This is a genomic window from Roseovarius nanhaiticus, from assembly GCF_900156535.1.
Classification (GTDB): domain Bacteria; phylum Pseudomonadota; class Alphaproteobacteria; order Rhodobacterales; family Rhodobacteraceae; genus Roseovarius; species Roseovarius nanhaiticus.
In genome coordinates, this window is sequence record NZ_FTNV01000001.1 from 1,338,185 (window position 1) to 1,362,195 (window position 24,011).

The window sequence follows — 24,011 nt, forward strand, 5'->3', positions numbered from 1 at the left end:
GTTCTGGCAGTGCTCGGCCCCAAAGCAGGGCGATGGTACATTTGCCAGACCCGAGGCTGGAAGAGGATCCTTGGAGAGATCATCCGCCCTTGATTATGTTGTGCTCCGGACCGAAAGGGAAGCCCGTGATATTCCGTGCGCCATCCTCTTCGATGACAAGAATATCGTGTTCGCGGTAGCCTCCGGCTCCGGGCTGGCCCTCGGGTAGCATGACCATCGGCTCCATCGAAACAACCATCCCGGGCTTGAGAACCGTTTCGATGTCCTCGCGCAGCTCGACGGCGGCCTCGCGCCCATAATAGTGGCTCAGCACGCCGAAGCTGTGGCCGTATCCGAATGAGCGGTATTTCAACAGATCCCACTCGCGATACATCTCGTTCAGTTCAGTCGCGATATCCTTGCAACGCGCGCCAGGTTTCACCAGCTCGAGGCCGCGTTCATGCACCTTGACGTTTTTTTCCCAGATATCGAGGCTGGCATCGTCCGCGTAGTCGCAGAAAAGTGTCCGCTCCAACGCCGTATAATAGCCGAAGATCATGGGGAACGTGTTCAGGCTCAGGATATCGCCCGACTGAACCTTGCGATTTGTGACCGGGTTATGGGCGCCGTCCGTGTTGATGCCCGACTGGAACCACGTCCAGGTGTCCATCAGCTCGACGAAGGGAAAGGATTTGGCGATCTCACGGATCATGGCGTTGGTACCGGCGATCGCGACCTCGTGCTCGGGCACACCTGCCTTGACCGCACCGGTTACGGCCCAGCCGCCGACGTCGCAGATCCGGGCGCCCTCTGTGATAAGCTTGATCTCTTCGGCTGACTTGATCGTGCGCATCCACATCGAGGGTCCGCTTACATCGACAAGTTCGACGTCCGGCAAAGCATCCTGAAGCTGTGCGCGATAGTCGAGCGAGACGTGATCAAATTCGATTCCAATCCGCTTGGCGCCCGGCGTCAATTGCTGGATGGCGCGGTAGAAGTTGTCGCGGCGCCAATCGGTATAGGTGATGTTGCTGCCGAAGCTGCGGCGCCACGGCTGCCCACCATCGATGCCGGCAGAGATGGTTGTTGCGTTTTTCTGGTCGATAACCATGCCGTATTTGCGGCCAAAATAGCAGTAGAGCCAGCCCGAGTAATAATTGATGCAGTGACACGATGTGAGCAGGGCCGCATCGACATCATTGTTGCCCATCCAGTCGCGCAACGCGTTTTGGCGGCGCGCCATTTCGATGTCCGAGAAAGGGGAATACTCCTTCTCGCCGTTGTGCCATTCGGTCACTTGCAGCATTGCATCAAGCATTGGGAGACCCCTTCAATCTGGTTGCGCTAGCTTTTGCGCTATCAGCACGTCAGGGTTTTCAGAAATTAATAGGCATGATCCGAGTATAAGAATTTGAAATGCCAAGCTGATGTGGCTAGACCCTGAGGGACGCGCGGGTCGTCTTTTGGAACGCATCCACCCCTATCGTGATTTGCTCGATCAAGTTCAGCGCAGCGTCCGACATTTTGATGTGCTTGTAGAAAAGCCCGACATGGATATTGGCCAATTTCGGAAAGCCCTCTTTCGGGTGCAGGGTCCGCATGCCCGGCAGGAGGGTTTTCTTCGTCAGCGCCGTTACTCCCAGCCCGTCGAGCACTGCGTGCTGCAGGGCCGAAATGCCGGGGCTTTCGAATGCGATATGCCATTCGCGTCCCTCGATATTCAGCGAGTCGAGCATGCGCTTGCGGTAAAAGCATCCCTCTGGATGGGCTATCAGCTTGATAGGGCGGTCGGGGTCGATCCGGTAGTCGCGCCCGCAGGCCCAGACCGGCCGCTCTGCCCAATATAGCGAGACGTGCGGCGCCGGCATCATGTCCGTGATAGCGATCACCATGTCGAGATTGTCGGTATGGAGCGAGGTCAGCAGATCGCGGCTGCGGTCGCACTGCACATCAATAAGCATCTGCGGGTTAGCTTGTGTGAACTGGGCGATGATGTGCTGAAAGTATTCGATTGAATAGTCGATCGGAAGACCGATCCTGAGCGTGCCCGAGAGGCGGGCGCGCTTCAGGCTTGCTGCCGCGCGGTCGTTCAGGCGCAGGATCTCGCGCGCGTAGCCAAGGAGGGTCTGCCCGTCCTGCGTCAACTCGATTTTCTTGCCCTTGTAGCTCAGCAGCTTGGTTTCAGTCATCTTTTCCAGGCGCTTGATCTGCAATGAGATGGCCGGCTGAGTGCGCCCCAAAGCTGCGCCCGTCTCGGTGAAGTTTCGCAGGTCGACCACCGTCACGAAGGTACGCAAGAGATCCGTCTGGAGGTTTGTGAACCGGCTTGCCATGAGTAATCCTTATGCTGGCATTGCTACAATAAATTTCTTGTAGTGAGCACACGCGTCTAACGTTGGGTCAAGATAAACTTCTTACGCCGACGAGGGACTGGATGAATCGAGATACCGTTTTCGCCGCCGAGTTGCCTTGGCCTGCCTACCAGTCCCGCGTGCAGGGCGGGGACGTGCCGGTGCTCATTCCGCTGGGATCCATGGAGCAGCATGGTCACCACATGCCGATGCATGTCGATGTTCTTTTGCCAACCGAATTTGCGCGGCGCGCCGCCGCCGAGACGGGCGCGCTGGTCGCGCCGCCCTTTACCTACGGCTACAAGTCGCACCAGAAATCAGGTGGCGGCAACTTCTTTCCGGGCACGACCAGTCTCGATGGGGCCAGCCTCGTCTCCGCCCTCAAGGACGTGGTCAAGGAATTCGCCCGGCACGGCGTGCGTCATCTGTGCATCGTCAATGGCCATTTCGAGAATTCATGGTTCATCACCGAGGCGATCGACCTTGCCCTGCGCGAGCTGAGTTGGGGCGGGATCGACAACGTCAAGGTCATCGTCCTGTCCTATTGGGATTTCGTCGACCAGGCATCGATCGAGAGGCTTTATCCGGATGGATTTCTTGGCTGGGATATCGAACATGGCGGTGTGCTCGAAACGTCGTTGATGCTGCGCCTGCACCCCGACCTGGTATCGCTTCAGGACGCTGTCGAACATGCCCCGGCGACATTCCCGCCCTATGACGTCTATCCGCCCAAGCCAGAATGGACCCCTGCCAGTGGCACGCTGTCGTCCCCGAAGGATGCAACGGCCGAGAAAGGCGATATTCTGCTCGAGGTTTGCACGCGCGGGATCGTCGAGGCGTTGAAAACCGAATTTGACCCAGGCGGCGCACTCGCAGCCGCTCAATGACGAAAAGCGACCGGATCAACCGGGCGCATAAGGATTGTTCCAACACGGAGACTGATGACATGACACATGATCTGACACGACCGAGCCGCCGCAAACTGCTCAAGATGACGGGCGCCGCCGCGCTTGCGACACCCTTCCTGTCGATCCGGGCCGCGGCCCAGACGACAAACCTGTCGATGCTGGCGTGGTACGGCCATGCCGAGCCCGATGTCGTCGGCGCGTTCGAGGAGGCCAACAACGTCAAATTCACGCCGAAATACTACACCGGCGGCGACAACATGCTGGGCCTCATCGCCCAGTCGCCCCCCGGAACCTATGACGTGATCCTGTCGGATGGCGAATACGTCCAGCAGCTGAACGCCGCCGGCTATATCGAGGAGCTGGACCCGGCGGATTACGCGTTCGACGATTTCTTCCCTGAATTCCAGAAGTTTCCGGGCCACTGGAGCGACGACAAGCTCTATTCCGTCATCACCCGCTTCGGTTTCCTGGGCGTTGCCTACAACACGGATGCCTTCTCCGAGAAGGAAGCCTCGACCTATGGCCTTTACGCCGATGAGCGCGTGACCGGCAAGCTGGGCCATTTCGACTGGCACCTGCCCAACCTGGGCCAGACCAGCCTCTATGCAGGCAACCCCTCGCCCTATGACATCGACGCGGCGGCGTGGGAAGCGGTGCAGGAAAAGACGATGGGTCTGCGCGGGCAGGTCGGCGGATTTTTCGACTATGGCGGCACGTTCTCGTCGCTCGAAAGCGGTCAGATGGTGGCCTTTGCCGGGATCGGGGACTGGATTACCGGTGTGCTGGAGCGTAATGGCGCCCCCGTGCGCAGCGTCATCCCCGAAGAGGGTGGCCTGCAATGGACCGAGTCCTTCTCGATCGGAAAAGGCTCGCAAAATCAGGACATGGCGCGCAAGTGGATCCAATACATCACCTCGCCTGAAGGGCAGGCGGTGTCGGCATCCATGGCGGCCTATCCCGCGATCATTCCCTCCAAGGCCGGATGGCAGGTGCTGAACGAGACGAACCCGGCCGAGGCAAAGCGCCAGAACATGGTTCTGGGCGAGCGCAACGCGATGGACATGATCCGCGAGGGGCGCATCCAGTTCCGGCAGTTGCCGGTGCAACAGAGCCTCGAGGACTGGAACGATTTCTGGTCTGATTACAAAGGCGCCTGATAGCGCTTTTCCAGCAATCGGGGCGTGCCTCCCTGCGTCCCGGTTGCTCAATTATTCTCGCAGGCGGATCTGACATGACCAACCGTCCCAGCCTTTTCTCACTCGTGATGTCCTTGCCGCTCCTGATCTGGCAGCTGGCATTCTTTTTGGTGCCGCTGGTCTTTTTGACCGCGATGAGCTTCTGGACCGTGCGCAATTTCCAGATGCAGCCGGATTTCGATTTCGGTAACTGGCAGCGCATCCTGACACGCGGTGTTTTCTGGGACGCGTATCTGCAGACGCTCTTTCTGGCCACATCCAGCGCCATCGTGACCAGCGTCATCGCCTTCCCGGCGTCCTACGCCATCTCTTTCAAGCTGTCCGAGACCGCCAAGCGCTGGATGGTCTTCGTTTTGATCATCCCCTTTTTCACCAGCTATCTGGTGCGGGTCTATTCGCTTCAGGTCTTTTTGTCCGATGCAGGGATCGTCAACGCGGCGCTGTCGCATATCGGCCTGGGACCATATCCGATGCTGAACAACAGCTTCGGCACACTTGTCGGGATGGTGACGCTGTGCCTGCCGCTGGTGGTCTTGCTGCAAACCTTCAGCTTGAATTTCGTCAATCGCGATCTGGTCGAGGCGGCGCATAACCTGCGCTGCGGCCGTCTGCGCACGGTCTTTGCGGTGATCGCGCCCTCGGCCAAGGTCGGTCTGGTCATCGCGGCGCTCTTTGCCTTCATCCTCAGCTTCGGCGATTTCGTGAGCCCGCTTTATCTCGGCGGGGGCAACCCGCCGACGCTTTCGATCATGATCACTGATATCACCAAATCCGGGCAGCAATGGCCGCGGGCCGCCGTGGTGGCGATCATGATGATCGTGACCCTTCTCAGCGTCGCCTTCGCCGCGATCAGCTATGCCTACAAGGAGCGCGGAAAATAATGGGCAAGGACAACGTCATCATCAACGCGCTGCTCAAGCTGCATATCGCGCTCCTCCTGATTTTTATCTTTGCGCCGATTGCAGGAAGCTTTGTCTTCTCGCTCAATTCGGACCGCTTTCCGTCCTTGCCGCTCGGGGAATTCTCGCTCGAGTGGTATCGCCTGATCTGGGAGGATCCGCTGGTCTGGGCGGGTTTCTTCAATACCGTGACCGTCGGCCTCTGCGTTGCGGTGATCGCCACGTTGCTGGGCTTTGGCGGGGCCTATACGGACTTTCGATACAATTTCATCGGCAAGTCCTTCTACGTCGCGCTGGCCCTTCTGCCGCCAACGATCCCCGTCGTCATCATGGGCCTTGCGATGCTGGCCTTCCTGTCGCGGATCAACCTTTCGGGCAGTACGATTTCGGTGATCATCGCGCATGGCGTCATGTGCAGCCCTTTCGCGATGGCGATCATCCGGCTGCGCCTGTCGCAGATGGACCCGGACCTCGAGGCGGCGTCCTGGAACCTTGGCGGCAATGAATGGGCCACGCTGCGCCATGTCATCATCCCCTTTACCAAGCCTGCGATCTTTGCCGCGCTTTTCATCACGATGGCCGTATCCTTTGATGAATTCGCGGTGGCCTGGTTCGTTTCGGGTCTGAACGAGACGCTGCCGGTCAAGATCCTCGGCTTTCTGCAGGGGCAGGTCAGCCCGCGTATCAACGCGATCGGATCGCTCGCCTTTCTCAGCTCGATGACGCTGATCATCCTCGCGCAATTGCTGCTGCGCAGCCCGCCCTCCGACAAATCTTGAGAAATGGATACTCCGATGACCGCGCAAGCAATCGTCAAATTCGATAATGTAATCAAGAAATTTGGTGAATTCACCGCCGTCGAGAAAGTCGATTTCGAGATCGGGCGCGGTGAGTTCCTTGCGATCATGGGATCGTCCGGCTGCGGCAAAACGACGACGCTGCGTATGCTGGCCGGGCTGGAAGATCCGACGCATGGCAACATCTATCTCGATGGTGAACGGGTCAACGGCAAGGCGACCTGGAACCGTGACACGCCGATGGTGTGGCAAAGCCTGGCGCTCTTCCCGTTTCTGACCGTACGCGAGAATGTGGAGTTCTCGCTCAAGATGCGCGGCGTGGGCCGCGCCGAGCGGGCCGAGCGGGCAGACAAATGGCTCGAAAAGATGCAGATCACCGAATTTGCCAAACGCAACATCTCGCAGCTCTCGGGGGGACAGCGCCAGCGTGTCGCGCTTGCCCGCGCGCTGGTGACCGAGCCCAAGATCCTGCTGCTGGACGAGCCGCTTTCGGCGCTGGACGCGCATCTGAAAGTGCGCATGCAGGCGGTATTGTCGAACCTGCAAAAAGACCTGGGCATCACCTTTGTCTATGTCACGCATTCGATGTCCGAAGCGTTTTCCATGGCCGACCGCGTGGTGATCATGAGCCGGGGCCGGATCGAGCAGATCGGCACGCCGGTCGAGATCTACCGAGAGCCGCACAACCGGTTTGTCGCGGAATTCCTCGGCTCGGCGAATATCTTTGATGGGGTCATCGAGGGGGCCGCATCGGACGGCGCAGGTCGGCGGGTCAATTTCGAAGGCGGATCGACCTTCATTTCCGAGTCTGAATTGAACGGCAGGCCACAGGGCGACGCTGTCACCTTCATTGTCAGCGCTGAGAATATGCATCTGAGCCCTGCGGATAGTGGGCAGGAGGGTGTCCTTGCCACCGTCGTGGGCGAGGAGTTCGTGGGGGCGACAGCTATGGTCTTTCTCGAAACCGAGACAGGGCAGGAACTCAAGGTTCAGAAAAGCCACGATGAGTTGACCAAGCTCGACTCTCATCCCGGCAGCAAGCTTGTCGTCCACTGGGCTTCAGAAAACTGCCACGTTCTACCAGGCGAATAGACTCAAAATCAGGCGGCCTGCCATCGTCACCGATGGCGCGCCATGGTGTGAGATCGGCACCGCTCGGGACGCTCGATAATACGTGCTCCCGTCAGTCCCGAGCCTCACACCGCTTGCCTGGGCAACGAAGGGGTCGCTGAGCGCATGAAGGGGACGCTGGCCCGATGCTGCCGGTCCTGCGCTTCATCCTGCTTTGGCGGGGTGACGAAAAATCGGGGCAAATGCCCCACACGTCTCAATCATTTCCTTAACGGCTGTCGCAAACTCATTTTCTGCGTAGGCTGTTCATTGGGCAAAAGTCGTAGGATAGAGGGGTGCGTAGGTGGATAGAACGCACCGATTTCAGCCCCTCAAGGAAATACAAGCATCATGTGCCCAGCATCCCCATCAGATAAAACCAACCGCGGATTTATCATACCCATCGGCGGGGGCGAAGATCGGGTCAAGGAGATGCAGATTCATCGCCGGTTTGTCGAATTGTCGGGCGGCCCGGATGCATTTATTGTCGTGATCCCGACTGCGTCGATGCTGGATACGACTGGAGAAGAGTACGACCGTATATTTTCTGGTCTCGGCGCAGGTCACGTCGCGGTGATGCCGATCTCGCGGCGGACGGATTGCGACAACCCTGAATTCGCGCGCTTGCTGGACAAAGCGACGGGTATCTTCATCACCGGTGGAAACCAACTTCGGCTCTCCGCCATTTTGGGGGGCACGCCTTTGGTCACGCAGATCAGGCGGCGAAACGCGAGCGGTGTTCCCGTTGCCGGCACCTCTGCGGGTGCATCTATCATGTCAGAGCACATGGTCGCCGGCGGGCAAGGCAACGAAGCTCCCGCCGAGGGGGCTGTTGCGTTGGCGCCCGGCATCGGGCTGACGAACGCCGTTATCATTGACCAGCATTTTACCCAACGGAATAGGCTCGGGCGTCTGCTGACTGCATCGTCGTTCAATCCCTTTCTGATCGGGCTGGGCATCGACGAGGATACGGCGGCCTTTATCGGGCCGGACGACGTCTTGGAGGTGATTGGCAGCGGCACGGTTACGTTGGTCGATGCCAGTCAGATGACCCATTCCTCGATGTGGGATGCCAAACCCGGTGAAGCGCTCACTCTGCTGGGCCTTCGCCTTGACGTACTGGGTGAAGGGTGTCGTTATGATCTGAAGGCACGGATCGCGTATCCGCCGGATGACCATCCGGCGCTGTGCACTCTACCGATCGCGGAGACCTGACCAGCCAGCCCAGACGCCGAGAACAACTAATCCATGAGGTAACGAATTGAAGATACTCTCAACCAATGTGTTTGTCGGCCCGAATACCTGGGCAAGCTTTCCTGTCATACGGCACGTCATTGATCTGGGAGTACTGGAGGACTGGCCCTCTGCAAAAATCGGGTCGGATTTCGTTGAAGGTCTGATCGCCGCTCTGCCGGGCTTGGGCGATCACGGCTGCTCATACGGGACCGAGGGTGGATTTTTGCGCAGGTTGCGTGAGGATGACGGCACTTGGATGGGCCACATTCTGGAGCATTGCGCGATTGAGGTGCAGAATGTCGCGGGGACGGATGTGACATTTGGCCGGACGCGCGGCACTGGCGTTTTGGGCCAGTACAACATGGTTTATGCGTATCGCCAGCGCGATGTAGGCTTGGCGGCGGGCGAGTTGGCGATACGGTTGCTGATGCATTTGCTGCCGGCGTCTCTGCGGGAGCAAACCGACTTTGCGTTCGATCCGGCATTCGACTGGGAAGACGAGTTGCGCAGCTTTGTCCTGCATGCCCAACGCAAGGAATTCGGCCCGTCGACAGGATCGCTGGTCGCTGCCGCCCAAGCGCGCGGCATTCCGTGGATCCGCTTGAACGAGAACTCCCTCGTGCAATTCGGCCATGGTAAATACCAGCGTCGCATTCAGGCCACGATCACTTCCGAGACCAAGCACATTGCTGTGGAAATTTCCTGCGACAAGGAAGACACGCATAACCTTTTGAACGATCTGGGCCTGCCCGTGCCCCGGCAGCGCATCGTATACAGCGCCGACGAGGCTGTGCGGGCGGCGCATGTGATCGGCTATCCCGTTGTGATCAAGCCGCTCGATGCCAACCATGGACGAGGCGTTTCGATCAACCTTACGAAAGACGCAGAAATCGCGGCCGCTTTTGCAGAGGCCGAAGCTCATTCCAAGAGCGCCGCGATTTTGGTCGAGAGTTTCGTTACCGGCTTCGACCACCGGATGCTGGTCGTAAATGACAAGCTGGTTGCCGTGGCCAAACGTGTGCCCGGTCATGTGGTCGGTGATGGCAAACACAGCATCGCCGAACTTGTGGATATCGTTAATCTCGATCCCCGGCGCGGGATTGGTCACCAGAAGGTGCTGACCATGCTTGAGATCGACAATCAGGCGAAACGCCTGATTGCGGCCGCGGGGCATACCGCTGAGACGGTGTTGCCGGAGGGCGAAGTGTTTTACCTGCGTGCAACTGCAAACCTGTCCACTGGCGGCACAGCGATTGATCTGACGGATCTGGTTCACCCCGACAACCGCGATATGGCCGAGCGTGCAATCATGGCCGTAGGTCTGGATGTCGGCGGGGTCGATTTTCTGATCGACGACATCACAAGATCCTACAAGGATATCGGCGGCGCGATCGTCGAAGTGAACGCCGCGCCGGGGTTTCGCATGCACGTTGCCCCGTCCGAAGGCCAGTCGCGGGACGTGGCCGGCAAGGTGATCGACATGCTTTTCCCGGCAGGGCAGGAAAGCCGGATCCCCATCGCGGCCATCACCGGCACAAACGGCAAGACGACGACCTCTCGCATGCTGGGCCATATCATGAAAGCCAGTGGCCGCATCGTCGGAATGACCTCGACCGATGGTGTCTATGTTGATGGCAAGCTGAGCGTGAAGGGCGACATGACCGGCCCCAAATCAGCGCAGATCGTGCTGCGTGATCCGACGGTCGATTTCGCGGTTATGGAAACGGCCCGCGGCGGGCTGGTGCGCAGTGGTCTTGGATACCAAAAATCCAATGTTGCGGCCTGTCTGAACGTGTCTGCCGATCACCTCGGTCTGGGCGGCATCGATACTGTCGAGCAATTGGCCGTGGTCAAACGTGTCGTCATCGAAAGCGCCACCGACACGGCAGTCCTGAACGCCGACGATATAAATTGCCTCAAGATGGCAGATTACGCGGATGTCGGCGCGATTTTCTACGTCACGATGAACCCTGCCCATGCCTTGGTCAAAGAACACATCAAGGCAGGCGGCAAGGCGATCGTGCTGGAGCAAGGCATGAGCGGCGACATGCTGACGATCTATGACAACGGTCTGCACATGCCCGTTCTATGGTCGCATCTGATCCCCGCCACGCTTGAAGGCAAGGCGATGCATAACGTCCAGAACGCCATGTTCGCCGCGGCGATGGCGTATAGTTTCGGCGTCGACCTCGATAATATTCGCCACGGGTTGCGCACCTTCGACACCAGCTTTTTTCAGGCGCCGGGGCGCATGAACGTGTTTGACGAGCATCCGTTCAAGGTGATCCTCGACTACGGCCATAACCCAGCCGCGCTCAAGGCGATGGCGGGGCTTGCCGACCGGATGGACGTGAAGGGGCGCCGAATTGTCGTGCTGTCGATCCCAGGCGACCGCCGAGATCAAGACGTGATCGACGCGGCCCGGACTCTGTCGGGCCATTTCGATCACTATATCTGCAAGGCAGATGATGATCGACGCAAACGCGGATATGATGAAATTCCGCAGATGTTCAAAGCACTGTTCCGCGAAGACGGCATTCCAGAAGATCAGATTTCGGTAATTCCCGATGAGGAAGACGCGGTGGCAGCAGGTTTGGAGATGGCCAAACCGGGTGATCTGGTCATCATTTTCGGTGACAACAGTTCGCGCTGCTGGAAACAGATCATCTACTTCAACGCCCCGGAACAAGAGGCGCGACACGACGCGCCATCGGTTGATGGAATACCCCCTGTTCCTTTCGAAGATATTCTGGATGTCGATCAAAGTCTGGTGCGCGATGCGCGCGGCGTGCGGTTGGCGCGGAGCGATGTTGAAGACGGTGACTGAACGCGGCCAAGAACTCGATCCGGTGGAGCAGCTCGAGCATCTCCTCGCAAGCCACGCCGCAGAGGTCGATCGCATCCAAGTCGAAGCCGCCCGCCGTTTGACGGGCCCAGGCTTGCTCTGGGAGTTTCCCGGCGCGGTGATTGATGTCTCTGCGGCTGACCCTGACGCTGATCGTTTGGCAGAGCTTTGGAACCGGCGCGCGCGCGAGGTTCTGGATGCTGTTGGATGGACGGATGAGAGGCTGATCTGCCGCAGATTTCAGGGCGGTATAAATCTGGCGATTTCTGCACCGATGGATCAATTGCATTCCGCTGTCCTGGCGGCGCAGGTCGCGTGGCATCGATGTGCGTGCGATCTTCTGGGGTTGGCCGCGTTGCCATTCGATGCACTGATTGGCGATTTGAAACTCTGTATGGCACAAGAGGCCAATCCGGCGCTTTGTGCATTGATCACAGCCGCGACGTCGCGGGGCGTTGATATATTGTCTGACGATGACGATGTCTCGCTAGGGCAGGGCGCTGGATCGCAAACATGGTCCGTGCAAAACGTGCCGGCCCCGCAGGATGTCGAGTGGGCAAATTTGCACGACATTCCGGTGGCGATGATCACTGGCACCAACGGCAAAACGACGACAACACGTCTCTGTGCCGCGATTGCACGTGCGGCAGATAAGATCGCCGGACTGACAACGACAGATGTCGTGCAAGTAGGTGACGACATTCTTGACCGCGGTGATTATTCCGGTCCGGGTGGCGCGAGGATGCTTTTGCGCGATCCACGGGTCGAGATCGCGTTTCTGGAAGTCGCCCGGGGCGGCATCCTGCGCCGGGGTCTGGCGACGCGCCGTGCCAGCGTCGCGATTGTGACCAATATCTCGAAAGATCATCTCGGCGAATATGGCGTCACCACGCTGGCTGATTTGGCGGAGGCCAAATTCGCCGTGACACGCGCTGTCATGGAGGGCGGCGTGTGCGTCCTCAATGCCGACGATCCCAACGTGGTAGAGGCGGCGGCGCGGGTGAATTCGCCGATATGGTGGTTTTCGCTGGATCCGGCGTCGCCTCAGATCAAACAGGCGCGCATCAGCGGTCAGCCCTGTGCATTCCTTGATCAGGACGCACTGACCTTTTGTAATGGCACCGACGAGCCATGGTCGGTCAATATACGCGACGTGCCCATCACCCTGGAGGGCGCGGCGCGGCATAACATCTACAACGCTCTGGCTGCCATGTGCGCCTGCGCGGCCCTGAATATATCACCCGAGGCGATCCAGTCCGGACTTGCGGGCTTTTCTTCTGACACCAACGATAATCCCGGCCGCTTTAATCAATTCGACTTCAATGGCGCGCGTCTTTTCGTCGACTATGCGCATAACCCCGACGCGATTGCCGCGGTCTGCGATGCACTGGCACAGGTCCCTGCGCAACGCCGTTTCATACTGCTGAGCCAGCCCGGCGACCGCAGCGATCAGAACATCCATGACGCTACCGCAGCCGCATTGCGATTTCAGCCAGATCATATCGTCGTCGCAGAGATCTCGGACTACCTGCGCGGCCGAGCACTTGAAGAGGTCCCGCGTCTCATCGAGGAAGCCGCATCAGACTGCGGGAAAGATCCCGAAGACATCACACGTGTTAGGTCTCCTGCCGAAGGGGTGGAGCTGATCTTGCAGCAAGCGCAGCCCGGTGATCTGGTCCTGTTGCTCGTGCTGTCTGATCGTGAATGCGTCTTCAAATTGCTGGCAGGCAATTAAATTGATCTATGTGGCGGTACCCTCTGGCCGGCGCCAGCTCAAAAAAACAGCGCGCCGCATGCATTGGCCCCGACAGCTTTCTGGGGCCAACGCCTGATCTGAATTGAACATCAAGAGCGGCCTGTCTCCAGACGCTCGCCGCACCCAGCATCAGCTGAGAGCTTTGGGCATCGCTCAGCGCCTTTGGCGTGATCTTCTCGCTTGGGCGCCTGCCTCATGGCTCACGGCTCACGCCTCGGGCCGACGATGTACCAAGAGCACTTCGTTATCAGATCATCCTATGTGAACCATAGGCGCTGACGCCCGACACCAAGAAGAAATCGCGCTCATTTTGTGCTACCGTGGTGCTGCCGACTCAACAATCGTTGCGTCGACAGCAAAGACGTCAGCCGCGCGCCGATCGAATTGTTAGGGAGCCGCATCCCCTGCTGCGCGTGTCAACTCGACGTGTGCAACTGTATGGGAGGGCGCAATGTCCGAAACCGAAAAATTCGCCACATCGTTATATGGCCCAGCCGAAAAACAGATGGCCGAGGCTCTTGTCGAGATCGAGCGACAGGCGCTTGCGGATGAGGAAGAATGCGACTGCAAAGAGGGCATGTTCAACGGCCTCACGCGCCGCGGTGTCCTGATGGGCGGTGTTGCCTTGGGCGGCAGCGCCTTGGCAGGTGGCCGCGCTCGTGCCGAAGCACCTCCGGGTGCAATCGAATATGAGGTGCAGCCCGATCCGACCAAGGAGCAGGGGCGGCTCATTCTCGACGATGGCGGCTATGGCTCGCGCTCGCAGTTCGAGAACGAGGTGCGCTGGCGCTATCCCACCGCCAGCATCGATTCCAGCTGGTCGATGACGCCGCTGGCCTCGGGCCGCGGGATGATCACGCCGTCGGGTCTTCATTTCGAGCGGCATCACGCGGGCATCCCGACGATCGACCCTCAGACGCATGAGCTGATCCTGCACGGCATGGTGGATCAGCCGTTGCGCTTTACCATGGATGATCTGAAACGGCTTCCGTCTGTCAGCAAGCTTCACTTCATCGAATGCTCCGGCAACGGTTTGACCGAATGGGCCAAGCCGACGCTCAAGACGGTGCAAGGCACGCATGGCCTCACTTCGACCTCGGAATGGACCGGCGTGCGCCTGTCGACCGTGCTGGAAATGGCGGGCGTGCAGGATGGCGCCGCATGGATCCTCGCCGAAGGTGCGGATGCGGCGGTGATGACCCGCTCTGTGCCCATCGACAAGGCGATGGACGACGCGATTCTGGCCTATGCCCAGAACGGTGAGGCGATCCGCCCCGAGCAGGGCTATCCGCTGCGTCTGCTGCTTCCGGGCTACGAGGGCAACACCCATATCAAATGGCTGCGCCGCCTCGAAGTCAGCGACAAGCCCTTCATGACCCGCGAAGAGACGTCGAAATATACCGACCTCATGCCGGATGGCACAGCGCGCCAGTTCTCGCTGGAGATGGAGGCGAAGTCGGTCATCACCTTCCCCTCGGGCGCGATGAAGCTGCCGCGTCCGGGCTTTTACGAGGTGACGGGTATCGCATGGTCCGGTCGCGGCAAGATCGCCAAAGTGGAAGTCTCGGCCGATGGCGGCGAGACATGGCAGGAGGCCACGCTGGACAGCCCGGTGCTGGACAAGTGCCATACCCGCTTCCGGCTGCCCTGGACCTGGACCGGCGAGGAGGCGGTGCTGCAAAGCCGTGCCGTGGACGAAACGGGCTATGTTCAGCCGACCCTCGAGCAACTTGTCGAGGTGCGCGGGCTGAAATCCGTCTATCATCTGAACGCAATCCAGAGCTGGCACATCGCGCCGGACGGGGAGGTGCACAATGTTCACGCGTAACCTGACACTCATCTGCGCCGTCTCGGCGCTAGCCCTGCCTGCTTTCGGGCAAGACGTTCCCCGCACCTCGGCTGAGTTGCCTGAGAGGCTGGAAACCGGCGAGCGCGCGCCGATGGAGGTGCCCAAATCAAGCGCCGAGGAGGTGGGCGACATCGCGCCCGCCGAGAACGCTTACGGCATCGGCCAGCCCGCCACCGAGGAGGAGATCGCCGCTATCGACATCGACGTCATGCCGGACGGGCGCGGCCTGCCCGAAGGCAGCGGCACCTATGCCGAGGGCGAGGAGCTCTACGAGACGATCTGTGCGGCTTGCCATGGATCGGACATGATGGGCATCGCCGAGCTAGGCGCGCCCCGCCTGATCGGCGGGCGGGACACCCTGGCCACCGACGCGCCGGTGAAAACGGTCGAAAGCTACTGGCCCTATGCCAGCACCTTCTTCGACTACACGCACCGCGCCATGCCAATGACCGAACCCGGCTCTCTCAGCGCGGACGAGGTCTATGCCATCAGCGCCTATGTGCTGGGCAAGGCCGGGATCACGAGCACCGAGCCCGATAGCGTGATGGACGCAGAAGCCATGGCCGAGGTCGAAATGCCCAATGCAGACGGCTTCGTTTCGGATCCGCGACCCGATGTTAGTCAGTAAATAGCGACACGCCTGCTCATACGCTGTTCTGAGGTGGAAAAAACGTGACGCCGCTCGTCCGACGGGGCGGCGTCGCAAAAGGATGCGGCCAGCTAAGCTTCAAAGGAATTCAAAGAGGCGCCCACGGGGACCCGCTCGCAACGTCACATCGGACCAAAAGGAACGCGCCGCCGGGGCCGCCTATTGGTCCGATAACACATCCAACTCAACTTGCAGATGGCGACTGATTTGTAGGATCCCTCTCCGCGTCCTCGGCGTCCTCACGCCAGAATGCGACCACCTTCTTGAATTCTGCCGCGTAGAAGGCTGCGTCTTCCGATCCGGAGGGGTCGCCATCGAGCCGCCCGACGCGACGTGCGCAGTCGAAAAAGCCGGGCGCGGGCAATCCATGCCTTGTCTTGCTGACCACGAGCGCTGCGATCAACGGCCGGGCGGCGGCCGCGTCCTCCTCAATCAGGCATTCCAAAGCGACTGTGAGTTGATGGATCGTATTCGGCGGCGAGAGGTCCAGCGCCTTGGCGAGAGCCTGATAGGTGATGGGACTCGCTTGGCCGGCAATTTGGCGGAGATACCTCCGGACCCGTGGTGCCAACACGCTGGAGTTTGACGGGTCATTGTTCGCAATTGAACCTTCAGATCGCAATTTATCACTCCCCCCTTTTGCATTATTTTCGGCGTGCCTCCCAGGCAGCGGAACCTCTGAAAGAATATCGGTTCCGATTTCGAGTGCTCGATGCGCCTGTCCCGACTGGTGGCGACAGGACTTCTGAGAAATGCGGCGATGTTTCCATATGCCAATCTGCCTGCGCCGCTCTCACGGGTTCGGCCGCCTGCGCGCGGTGTCGGCGTCATCAGATGCGGCGCCAAGGGGCTCAGGCGCGATGGCGGTGACAATGTCATCGCGCGCAACCGCATTGCGACCGGCTGCTATTTGCTCGGCCAAGCGGGCGCCGTCGGTCTCTCTCACGCGTGAGACGACCTCTTGCGCATCGTCCATGGAGTAGCCGAGTTTATGCAGCGTCGCCTCACCCAAAGCCAGAGCCGAAAGCAGGGTCTCCCGCATGATCGCCGTTGCTGGCAGGCCTTCTCCGGCGAGCCGAACCGCGTGGATGCGATCATGCGCCCGCACCATGAGGGATGCGTTTGAAAACCGGTCGCGCACGATGCGCGTGATGCGCAGTGTCGCGTCCGGATCATCGGTGGCGATAACGATGACACGCGCGCCGGCCGCGCCTGCGGCGTCCAGCACCTCGGGCCGCGTGCCGTCACCGAAATGCACCCGCGCGCCAAAGCGTTTGGCTTCGCGGATCCGATCGGCGTCGTGATCCAGAAGCGTGACGGCTATGCCTTCGGCAATCAGCGGCTGCGCGACAAGCTGGCCGACGCGGCCGAAGCCGATGATAAGCACGGACCCGCCTGCATCGGAATAATCCTCGTCAATCGTCTCCGGCTCGCCGGGTCCCATCACCAGCCGGTAGGCGCGTTCGGACTGCGAGGAGACCGCCATCGACAGCGTGACGATGGCCACCGCGATCGAGGCCACATCACCCGGCAGGATCAGCGCGGAGCTGGCGGCGGAGAAAAGGACAAAGCCGAACTCGCCATGCTGGCCCATGGCAAAGGCGATGCGCAGGGCAATGGGATGGGGCGTGCCGAAGGCGCGGTTGACGGTATAGGCGCCCAACCCCTTCAGCGCGACCGTCACGGGCACCGCCAGCAGGATCACCAGCCAGTTCTCGGCCACCGCGCCCTGATCGAGCGAGAGGCCGACGGCAACGAAAAAGAGACCCATGAAGAGGCCGCGGAACGGCTCGATATCCGCTTCGATCTCGTGCCGGTAAGAGGATTCGGCCAGCATCACCCCGGCGATGAACGCGCCCATCGCGTAGGACAGCCCCGCCGCCGCCATGATGAGCGCGGCAAAGACCACCACGCCGAGGGCCGCGGCGGTCATCAATTCGGGCGTGCGGGTGCGCGCGATGATGCGGAACATCGGGTCGAGCGCATAGCGCCCGACGATAACCAACACCGCGATGGCAGCGATGCCGATAGCCACCGCCCATGCGTTGTCCGCAAGCGTCGCCTCCCCCCCCGTGGGCGCCAGCAGCGTGACCAGCAGCAGGAAGGGCACGATGGCCAGATCCTCGAAGAGCAGCACCGCGATGGCGGTCTGCCCGAAACGCGAATTGCGCTCGCCGCTCTCGTCGATCCCGCGCATGACCAGCGCGGTCGAGGACAGCGCGAGGCCAAGACCCACGATCAGCGCGGCGCGCCAGTCGAGGCCATAGAGCAGTGCCGCGAGCGTCAGCAGCACCGCGCAGGCCATCACCTGCGACAGACCGCGTCCGAAGATGGTTCCGCGCATCTCCCACAGTCGGGCCGGGCGGAACTCGAGCCCGATGACGAAGAGGAACAGCACAACACCGAACTCGGCAAAATGCAAAAGCTCGCCCGGCTGGCGGGCGAAGGAGACCGGCAGGCCGATCCCGGCGACGATCCCCGCGGCAAGATAGCCGATCACCGTGCCCAGCCCCAGCGCGCGCGACAGCGGCACGCAGAGGCAGGCCAGCGCGATCAGGATGAGCGCTTCGAGAAAGGCCAGCTCCATGCCGACGAGGCCGAAGATGGCCTGTCCCCCGGCGGGGTCAGCGGCAAGGGCGGGGGTCGCGGCCGCCACCGCAAGGGCGGCGACCGGCAGGGCGGCGTGCAGGGTCACGGGTAATGCACACCGCCGACGGCGCGGCGTGGCTTGGTCTTGTCTTCGGGCAGGGGGATGAAATCCTTTTCGTCACCGGGCACGGTTTCGAACCGGCCGCGCCGCCATTCTTCCTTGGCCTGCTCGATGCGCTCGGGGCGTGAGGAGACGAAATTCCACCAGATGTAGCGCGGCCCTTCCATCGGCGCGCCGCCGAACAGCATGAAGCGTGCGTGATCGCCCGTGCCGTCCTCCAGTGCCTTGACGGTGATCTCGTCGCCGGGGCGCAGGATCAAAAGCTGGCCGGGCTCGAACGTATCGCCCGCAACGTCGATCTTGCCGTGGATGGTGTAGATCGCGCGCTCTTCGGTATTGGCGGCGATCGGCGCGCGGGCGCCGGGGGCCAGCGTGACGTCGCCATAAAGCGTATCGGACGCGGTCCGGAGCGGCGATGTCGCGCCGAAGGCTGATCCGGCGATCAGCCGCGCCTTCAGCCCCTCGGCCTCGACCACGGGCAGGTCCGTCTTGCCATGATGCATAAAGGCCGGATCGGATTCCTCCTCGTTTTCCGGCAGGGCCATCCAGGTTTGGATGCCAAAGAGCTTCTGGCCGGTGGCCAGACGCTCGGGCGCGGTGCGCTCGGAATGGACGATGCCCTTCCCGGCCTTCATCCAGTTCACCGCCCCCGGCTCGATCGCCATATCGGTGCCGAGGCTGTCGCGGTGGTGAATCTGCCCCTCGAAAAGGTAGGTCAGCGTGGCGAGGTTGATATGCGGATGGGGGCGCACATCGATCCCCTCGTTCGTCAGGAATTCCGCCGGACCCATCTGGTCAAAGAAGATGAAGGGGCCGACCATCTGCCGCTTGATCGACGGCAAGGCGCGGCGCACTTCCATCTCGCCCAGATCGACCGCGCGGGGCACGATCAGGGTTTCGACGGCGTCGACCGTCTCGGCATTTCCCAGGACGGGATCGGGGCAAGGGCTCCAGCTCATGATGTCGTTCCTTATTGGTGGTTCAAACGGTTGCGAAAATCAGCCCTGCAGGACGTCCTGCCATTCGGGATGGCGCTGGATCTGCGCCTTGGCGTAGGGGCATAGCGGCACGATCTTGCGCCCCTCAGTGCGGGCATCCTCGACGCTGCGGCGCACCAGCGCCTGACCCACGCCGCGCCCGCGCAGCGCGTCCGGCACGCCGGTATGGTCGATGATGATCAGTGAGGCGCCGGCGCGCGAGTAGGTCATCTCGGCCTCATGGCCGTCCACGATTGCAATGTAGCGCCCCTTGGTTTCGGTCTCTTTGCGGGTGATCTCGATCTCGTCACTCATGCCTGCCTCCTATGATTTCTGGTTCAGCGTCTTGCGCAGCCACGCCGCCTCATCGGCGATGATGCCATGACCGGCGCCCGGAATTATGAGCGTCTCGAGTGCCGCACCCATCTCCTGCAAGACTGCCGCGCTCTGGCGCACCCTGGCAAGCGGGATATGCGGATCCTGCTCATGGCAGCCGATCAGGATGGGCACCCCGTCCAAGCGCCCCTCATACTCGAACGCCTTTTCCGGGCGTCCGTAAAGCGCGTCCTGAGGCGCGCCGCCCGCCTCGCCGGTGCCCAGCAGACCGCCCGACAGGGCGGCAACCGCGCGGAACGGACGGGCAAGGCGCGCGGCGGCCTCGAGCGCCAGACACGCGCCCTGGCTGAAGCCGACAAGCGCAATGCGCTCGGGGCCGAACCCCTTGGCCTCAAGATCCGCAAGGAGCGCTTCGACCACGCTGAGGCCACTGCTTAGGCCCGGCTCATTCGCGCCGAGCGGGGCCAGGAACGACTCCGGCCACCAGGAACGATCCGCCGCCGCAGGCGCGAGAACCGCGACATCGGGCAAGGCCAGATGGTCTGCCAGTCCAATCATGTCCTCGGGTGCACCGCCCCGACCATGCACCATGACGACGGCCAGCCTGGCGGCGTCAAGCGGCGCACCGGCCACGGCGATCCGCTGGTTCGCATGCGGCCCGGTGCCGCCGCTGCGCAGCTCTGCCCCGGCGGTCATGACACCACCCGGATCAGCGGCAGGTGCGATGCGCATCTGTTCAGGCTTGAACACTGCTGGTCCGGCTGAGCGATACCAAGCAGCGCGGAATTCAAGGATATGGGCATGTCGTCCTCCGATGTGAGGTAAGATGTGGCCGCGATGCGCCGCGGCCACATGAATGGTCATGGATCGGCGAAGAAATCGCCGTTCAGTCGGCCGATTTTACGGCATCCTGCGCGCGGATGAAGCTTTCGCTGACGGCGTGATAGCCGGGCGAGACCTCGCCGTAGAGCGCGCCCCAGTTGGCCGCGTCGGGGCGGTTCCAGGTGCGGTGCGTCTCGCTGAGGATAGTGTTGGTTGTGACGGGCGCGATACCAACTGCAGCCATGCGGGTCATGGCGGCGTCCGAGGCCAGCTTGCTCACGTCGCCTGAGGCGTCCATCACCACGACCACCTCATAGCCTTCGGCATTGGCCTGCAGCGCAGGGAAGGCGACGCAAACACTGGTCCAGACACCGGCGATGACCAGCGTCTTGCGGCCCGTGGCCTCGACCGCCTCGACGAAATCGGCGTTGTCCCACGAGCTGACCTCGCCCTGGCGCGCGATGTATTGCGCATCCTCATCGGCCTCCAGCAACTCTTCGAGTTCGGCCATCAGCGGCCCGTTCGAGCCATTGGGCTCGGAGGCTGTGTAGATGATCGGAATATCCGCCTGCTGGGCGATCCGGGCCAGCGCCATGGTGTTGCGGCGCAGCGCGTCGATCTCGATATCGTTGACGGTCTGGAAGAGGCCCGTCTGATGGTCGAGCAACAGCAGAACGGCATCGTTCGGATCGTAGAGCGCGGCATTCGCGGCCTCGGACGGCGTCTTGGAAAGACCGTCGAGATGCAGCGTCCCGCTGGCCTGCTGTGCATGGGCCGCGGTGATGAAGGCGGCGGGCTGCATCAGCATCGCGGCGCCAGTGGTGAGGGCAAGAAAGGTTCTCTTGAGGGTCTTCATGGCAATCTCCTGCGTGGTGGGTGAAAATCGCCCCTGCGCCTATTGCATGATGATCGGACGCAGAGGGGCTGGCCTGCCGCGCGCATCAATGGCCCGGCAGGATAGGTGGCCCTGCCCAAGCGTGGCGCAGGCAGGGCAATCAGCGAGGTGAGCGAGTGTTTACGCCAGCTTGGCCGCAACCTCGACAAGGCGGCGGGCCTGGTGGGCGATCGCCGCGCGGGCCTCGTCCGAGAAGTCTTCGCCCGCGGTGTGGCTGTAGCCATAGGGGTTGCCGCCGGTCTTGAAGATCACCTCGTCGGTATAGCCCGGCGCCACGACGAAACCGCCCCAATGCATCACAGTGGTGTAGAGCGATTGCAGTGTCGTTTCCTGCCCGCCATGCACGTTCTGGGCGGAAGTCATGGCCGTGACCGGCTTGTTCGCGAGGCCGCCCTTGGCCCAGATGCCGCCCAGAGTGTCGATGAAGGCGCGCATCTGGCTGGCGATCACGCCAAAGCGGGTCGGCGCCGAGATGAGATAGGCGTTGGCCCACTCCATGTCGGCCACCGTGGCCTCGGGGACATCTGCGGTCTTTTCTGCCTGTGCCTTCCAGGCGTCCTGGCCCTCGACGACGGATTGCGGCGCGGTCTCGGGCGCCTTCAGCACGCGGACCTCGGCGCCTGCTTCGCGGGCGGCCTCGGCGGCGATCTCGGCCATCTGGTGGTTGGTGCCGTAGGTGGAATAGTAAAGGATTGCGAGTTTGACGGACATTTCAGGTCTCCTTCTTCGGTGTGATTGGTTGCGGATCAGTCCACAAGTTCGGGCAGTGCACGTTCCAGCCGGGCGCGCAGATGCGCGTGCTGGTCCGGCAGCTTCAGCGCCTCGCCCAGATGGGCGGGGTCTTCGTCCCGGTCGAAGCCGGGCTCGTTCGTGGCGATCTCGAACAGCACCCCGCCGGGGGTGCGGAAATAGATCGCCCAGAAGTAATCGCGGTCGATGACCGGCGTGACATGCGCGCCCGCCTCGGTCAGGGCGCGGCGCACCTCGGCCTGCGCCTCGCGGTTCTCGACGGCAAAGGCCACGTGATGGACCGATCCGGCGCCTTCGCGGGCGCGGCCTTCGTCCGGCAGCGCCTCGAGGTCGATGACATCGGCGCCGTTGCCGTCCTCCAATGCCATGCGGATCAGCGCGCCCTCGCGGGCGATCTCGCGGTAGCCCATGAAGGTCAGCAGCTGCGCCGTCGCATCCGCCTCGCGCAGCCGCATGGTCACGCCGCGAAAGCCGCGAATGCCCTCGTCTGCGGGCACCGGGCGATCGCCAAACGGGGCACGCGTGTCGCCCGGCGCCTCGACCAGCGCAAAGGCGTCGCCGTCCGGCCCGTGAAAGCGCAGGCGCGCCTCGCCGAACTGCTCAGCTGTTTCGAGGCCCTCAACACCGGCCGCCGCCAGGCGCTCGCGCCAGTAGTCCAGCGTGCCGACCGGCACGGCAAAGGCGGTCTCCGAGACTTCGCCGGTGCCGCGGCGGCCCTTGGCGATGTGGGGGAAGGGGAAATAGGTCATGACCGAGCCGGGCGTGCCGCCCTCGTCGCCGTAATAGAGGTGATAGACATCGGGCGCGTCGAAATTTACGGTTTTCTTGACCCGGCGCATGCCGAGCAGCTTGGTGAAGAAATCGTTATTCTCCTGCGCATCCGCCGCCATCGACGTAACGTGGTGCAGGCCTTTGATCTGGGTGAGCATGGCTGGCTCCTTGGCTTGAGTGATCTTGCTTGAGCCTGAAGGTAGAGGCTAAGAGAATTGCTGAGAACGAGCATAATATTGCATTCACTGTTTCACCTGGTGTAATGATGGATTCATGGGCGAGCTTGAATCCATCCGCGTCTTCCTCACCGTTGCCGAGCTCGAGAGCTTTGCAGGGGCCGCGCGCCGTCTGGGCATGACGCCTGCGTCGGTCACGCGGACCGTCGCGGCGCTGGAGGATAAGCTGGATCTGCAACTTCTGGTGCGAACGACGCGGCAGGTGTCGCTGACCTCCGCCGGCGCGCTGTATGCCGCGCGCGTGGCGCCGCTGGCCGAGGGGCTGGCCCAGGTAGTGACCGAGACGCGCGAGGCCCAGGGCATGACGACCGGGCGCATCCGTATCAGCGCGCCCTTGTCGCTGGGGCTCGAGGTGCTGCCGACCGTGTTGTCGCAATTCGCCACGCTGCACCCGCAGACCCATGTCGCCGTGCATCTATCGGACAGTTTCGTCGATATAGTCGATGAGGATTTCGATCTGGCCATCCGCGTGTCGGGGCCGCCCAGCGACACCTCGACCATCTGGCGCAAGATCTGCAAGGTGCCGCGCGTTCTGGTCGCCTCGGCTGAGTATATCGGGGCCAACGGCCAACCCAAGAGCCCCGAAGAACTGACGGAATTTTCTTGCCTCAGCTACCAGTCGGATGCGCGGGAAGAGATATGGGAGCTGTCCAAAAACGCGGTGCAGGTCAAACACAAGGTGACGGGCGCGCTGAGCGCCAATAACGGCGATCTGCTGGCCCAACTGGCGCTGAACGGCGAGGGGATCACCCTTCTGCCGCGCTTCATCGTCGCGCGTGATCTGGAGGCGGGGCGCCTTGTTCAGGTGCTGCCCGAGTGGGAGATATCCGAGATCTGGCTGACGCTATACTATCCGCCCTACAATCAGCTGCCCCTGCGCGTCGCCGCGTTCTCCGACTTCTTCGAGCAGCATGTCCAGACGGTGTGCAGCCTTTGATA

21 protein-coding genes are annotated in these 24,011 nt (G+C 61.6%); 11 read left to right on the forward strand and 10 right to left on the reverse strand.

Annotation, left to right across the window (positions count from 1 at the left end; all coding sequences use genetic code 11):
- Positions 1-79: 79 nt before the first annotated feature.
- Positions 80-1,297 carry a M24 family metallopeptidase gene (locus BW975_RS06420; protein ID WP_076532000.1) on the reverse strand — a complete coding sequence of 406 codons (1,218 nt, stop codon included), beginning with the start codon at positions 1,295-1,297 and terminating at the stop codon, positions 80-82.
- 115 nt (positions 1,298-1,412) lie between these two features.
- Positions 1,413-2,312 (reverse strand): LysR substrate-binding domain-containing protein, encoded by a 900-nt coding sequence (locus BW975_RS06425; RefSeq protein ID WP_076532002.1) that lies wholly within the window; start codon positions 2,310-2,312, stop codon positions 1,413-1,415.
- Positions 2,313-2,413: 101 nt separating this feature from the next.
- On the opposite strand from BW975_RS06425, the gene BW975_RS06430 reads away from it, so the two are divergent.
- The 10 genes from BW975_RS06430 to BW975_RS06475 all read left to right on the forward strand — a co-directional run bounded on the left by BW975_RS06430 (position 2,414) and on the right by BW975_RS06475 (position 15,554).
- Complete coding sequence (locus BW975_RS06430; protein WP_076532004.1) at positions 2,414-3,217, forward strand: creatininase; 804 nt, start codon at positions 2,414-2,416, stop codon at positions 3,215-3,217.
- 59 nt (positions 3,218-3,276) lie between these two features.
- Positions 3,277-4,395 carry an ABC transporter substrate-binding protein gene (locus BW975_RS06435; protein ID WP_076533459.1) on the forward strand — a complete coding sequence of 373 codons (1,119 nt, stop codon included), beginning with the start codon at positions 3,277-3,279 and terminating at the stop codon, positions 4,393-4,395.
- 74 nt (positions 4,396-4,469) lie between these two features.
- Entirely contained in the window at positions 4,470-5,315 is an 846-nt protein-coding gene (locus BW975_RS06440) for an ABC transporter permease (protein WP_076532006.1), read from the forward strand.
- A complete protein-coding gene (locus BW975_RS06445; protein WP_076532008.1) occupies positions 5,315-6,112 on the forward strand; it encodes an ABC transporter permease in 798 nt (265 codons plus the stop codon). Before BW975_RS06440 ends, BW975_RS06445 begins: the two co-directional genes overlap by 1 nt.
- Before the next feature lie 15 nt (positions 6,113-6,127).
- A complete protein-coding gene (locus tag BW975_RS06450) occupies positions 6,128-7,222 on the forward strand; it encodes an ABC transporter ATP-binding protein (protein ID WP_076532010.1) in 1,095 nt (364 codons plus the stop codon).
- A gap of 369 nt (positions 7,223-7,591) precedes the next feature.
- Positions 7,592-8,455 carry a cyanophycinase gene (locus tag BW975_RS06455; protein ID WP_076532012.1) on the forward strand — a complete coding sequence of 288 codons (864 nt, stop codon included), beginning with the start codon at positions 7,592-7,594 and terminating at the stop codon, positions 8,453-8,455.
- A gap of 46 nt (positions 8,456-8,501) precedes the next feature.
- Positions 8,502-11,303 carry a cyanophycin synthetase gene (gene cphA / locus BW975_RS06460; protein ID WP_076532014.1) on the forward strand — a complete coding sequence of 934 codons (2,802 nt, stop codon included), beginning with the start codon at positions 8,502-8,504 and terminating at the stop codon, positions 11,301-11,303.
- A complete protein-coding gene (locus BW975_RS06465; RefSeq protein ID WP_083686995.1) occupies positions 11,194-13,056 on the forward strand; it encodes a Mur ligase family protein in 1,863 nt (620 codons plus the stop codon). Before cphA ends, BW975_RS06465 begins: the two co-directional genes overlap by 110 nt.
- A 472-nt stretch (positions 13,057-13,528) precedes the next feature.
- Positions 13,529-14,905, forward strand: a complete 1,377-nt coding sequence (soxC, locus tag BW975_RS06470) for a sulfite dehydrogenase (protein WP_244512492.1) — start codon at positions 13,529-13,531, stop codon at positions 14,903-14,905.
- Entirely contained in the window at positions 14,892-15,554 is a 663-nt protein-coding gene (locus tag BW975_RS06475; protein ID WP_212634879.1) for a c-type cytochrome, read from the forward strand. Before soxC ends, BW975_RS06475 begins: the two co-directional genes overlap by 14 nt.
- A gap of 205 nt (positions 15,555-15,759) precedes the next feature.
- Here BW975_RS06475 and BW975_RS06480 read toward each other — a convergent pair whose 3' ends face one another.
- The 8 genes from BW975_RS06480 to BW975_RS06515 form a co-directional block, all read right to left on the reverse strand.
- Positions 15,760-16,197, reverse strand: coding sequence for a hypothetical protein (locus BW975_RS06480; RefSeq protein WP_244512491.1), 438 nt, complete (start codon positions 16,195-16,197; stop codon positions 15,760-15,762).
- Between the two features lie 171 nt (positions 16,198-16,368).
- Positions 16,369-18,270 carry a monovalent cation:proton antiporter-2 (CPA2) family protein gene (locus BW975_RS06485; RefSeq protein ID WP_083686996.1) on the reverse strand — a complete coding sequence of 634 codons (1,902 nt, stop codon included), beginning with the start codon at positions 18,268-18,270 and terminating at the stop codon, positions 16,369-16,371.
- The gene (locus BW975_RS06490; protein ID WP_076532018.1) at positions 18,267-19,244 is read right to left on the reverse strand and encodes a pirin family protein; all 978 of its coding nucleotides are present in this window, start codon (positions 19,242-19,244) and stop codon (positions 18,267-18,269) included. The genes BW975_RS06485 and BW975_RS06490 overlap by 4 nt, the downstream gene beginning before the upstream one ends.
- A gap of 39 nt (positions 19,245-19,283) precedes the next feature.
- Entirely contained in the window at positions 19,284-19,577 is a 294-nt protein-coding gene (locus BW975_RS06495; protein ID WP_076532020.1) for a GNAT family N-acetyltransferase, read from the reverse strand.
- Positions 19,578-19,586: 9 nt separating this feature from the next.
- A complete protein-coding gene (locus tag BW975_RS06500) occupies positions 19,587-20,348 on the reverse strand; it encodes an alpha/beta hydrolase (RefSeq protein ID WP_212634878.1) in 762 nt (253 codons plus the stop codon).
- A gap of 136 nt (positions 20,349-20,484) precedes the next feature.
- Positions 20,485-21,276, reverse strand: a complete 792-nt coding sequence (locus BW975_RS06505) for an isochorismatase family protein (RefSeq protein WP_212634877.1) — start codon at positions 21,274-21,276, stop codon at positions 20,485-20,487.
- A gap of 159 nt (positions 21,277-21,435) precedes the next feature.
- A complete protein-coding gene (gene wrbA / locus BW975_RS06510) occupies positions 21,436-22,026 on the reverse strand; it encodes an NAD(P)H:quinone oxidoreductase (protein ID WP_076532022.1) in 591 nt (196 codons plus the stop codon).
- A 35-nt stretch (positions 22,027-22,061) separates the two neighbouring features.
- Positions 22,062-22,994 (reverse strand): ring-cleaving dioxygenase, encoded by a 933-nt coding sequence (locus BW975_RS06515; protein ID WP_076532024.1) that lies wholly within the window; start codon positions 22,992-22,994, stop codon positions 22,062-22,064.
- 115 nt (positions 22,995-23,109) lie between these two features.
- Between BW975_RS06515 and BW975_RS06520 the strand changes: the two genes are divergently transcribed.
- Positions 23,110-24,009 (forward strand): LysR family transcriptional regulator, encoded by a 900-nt coding sequence (locus tag BW975_RS06520; RefSeq protein WP_076532026.1) that lies wholly within the window; start codon positions 23,110-23,112, stop codon positions 24,007-24,009.
- Positions 24,010-24,011: the final 2 nt, after the last annotated feature.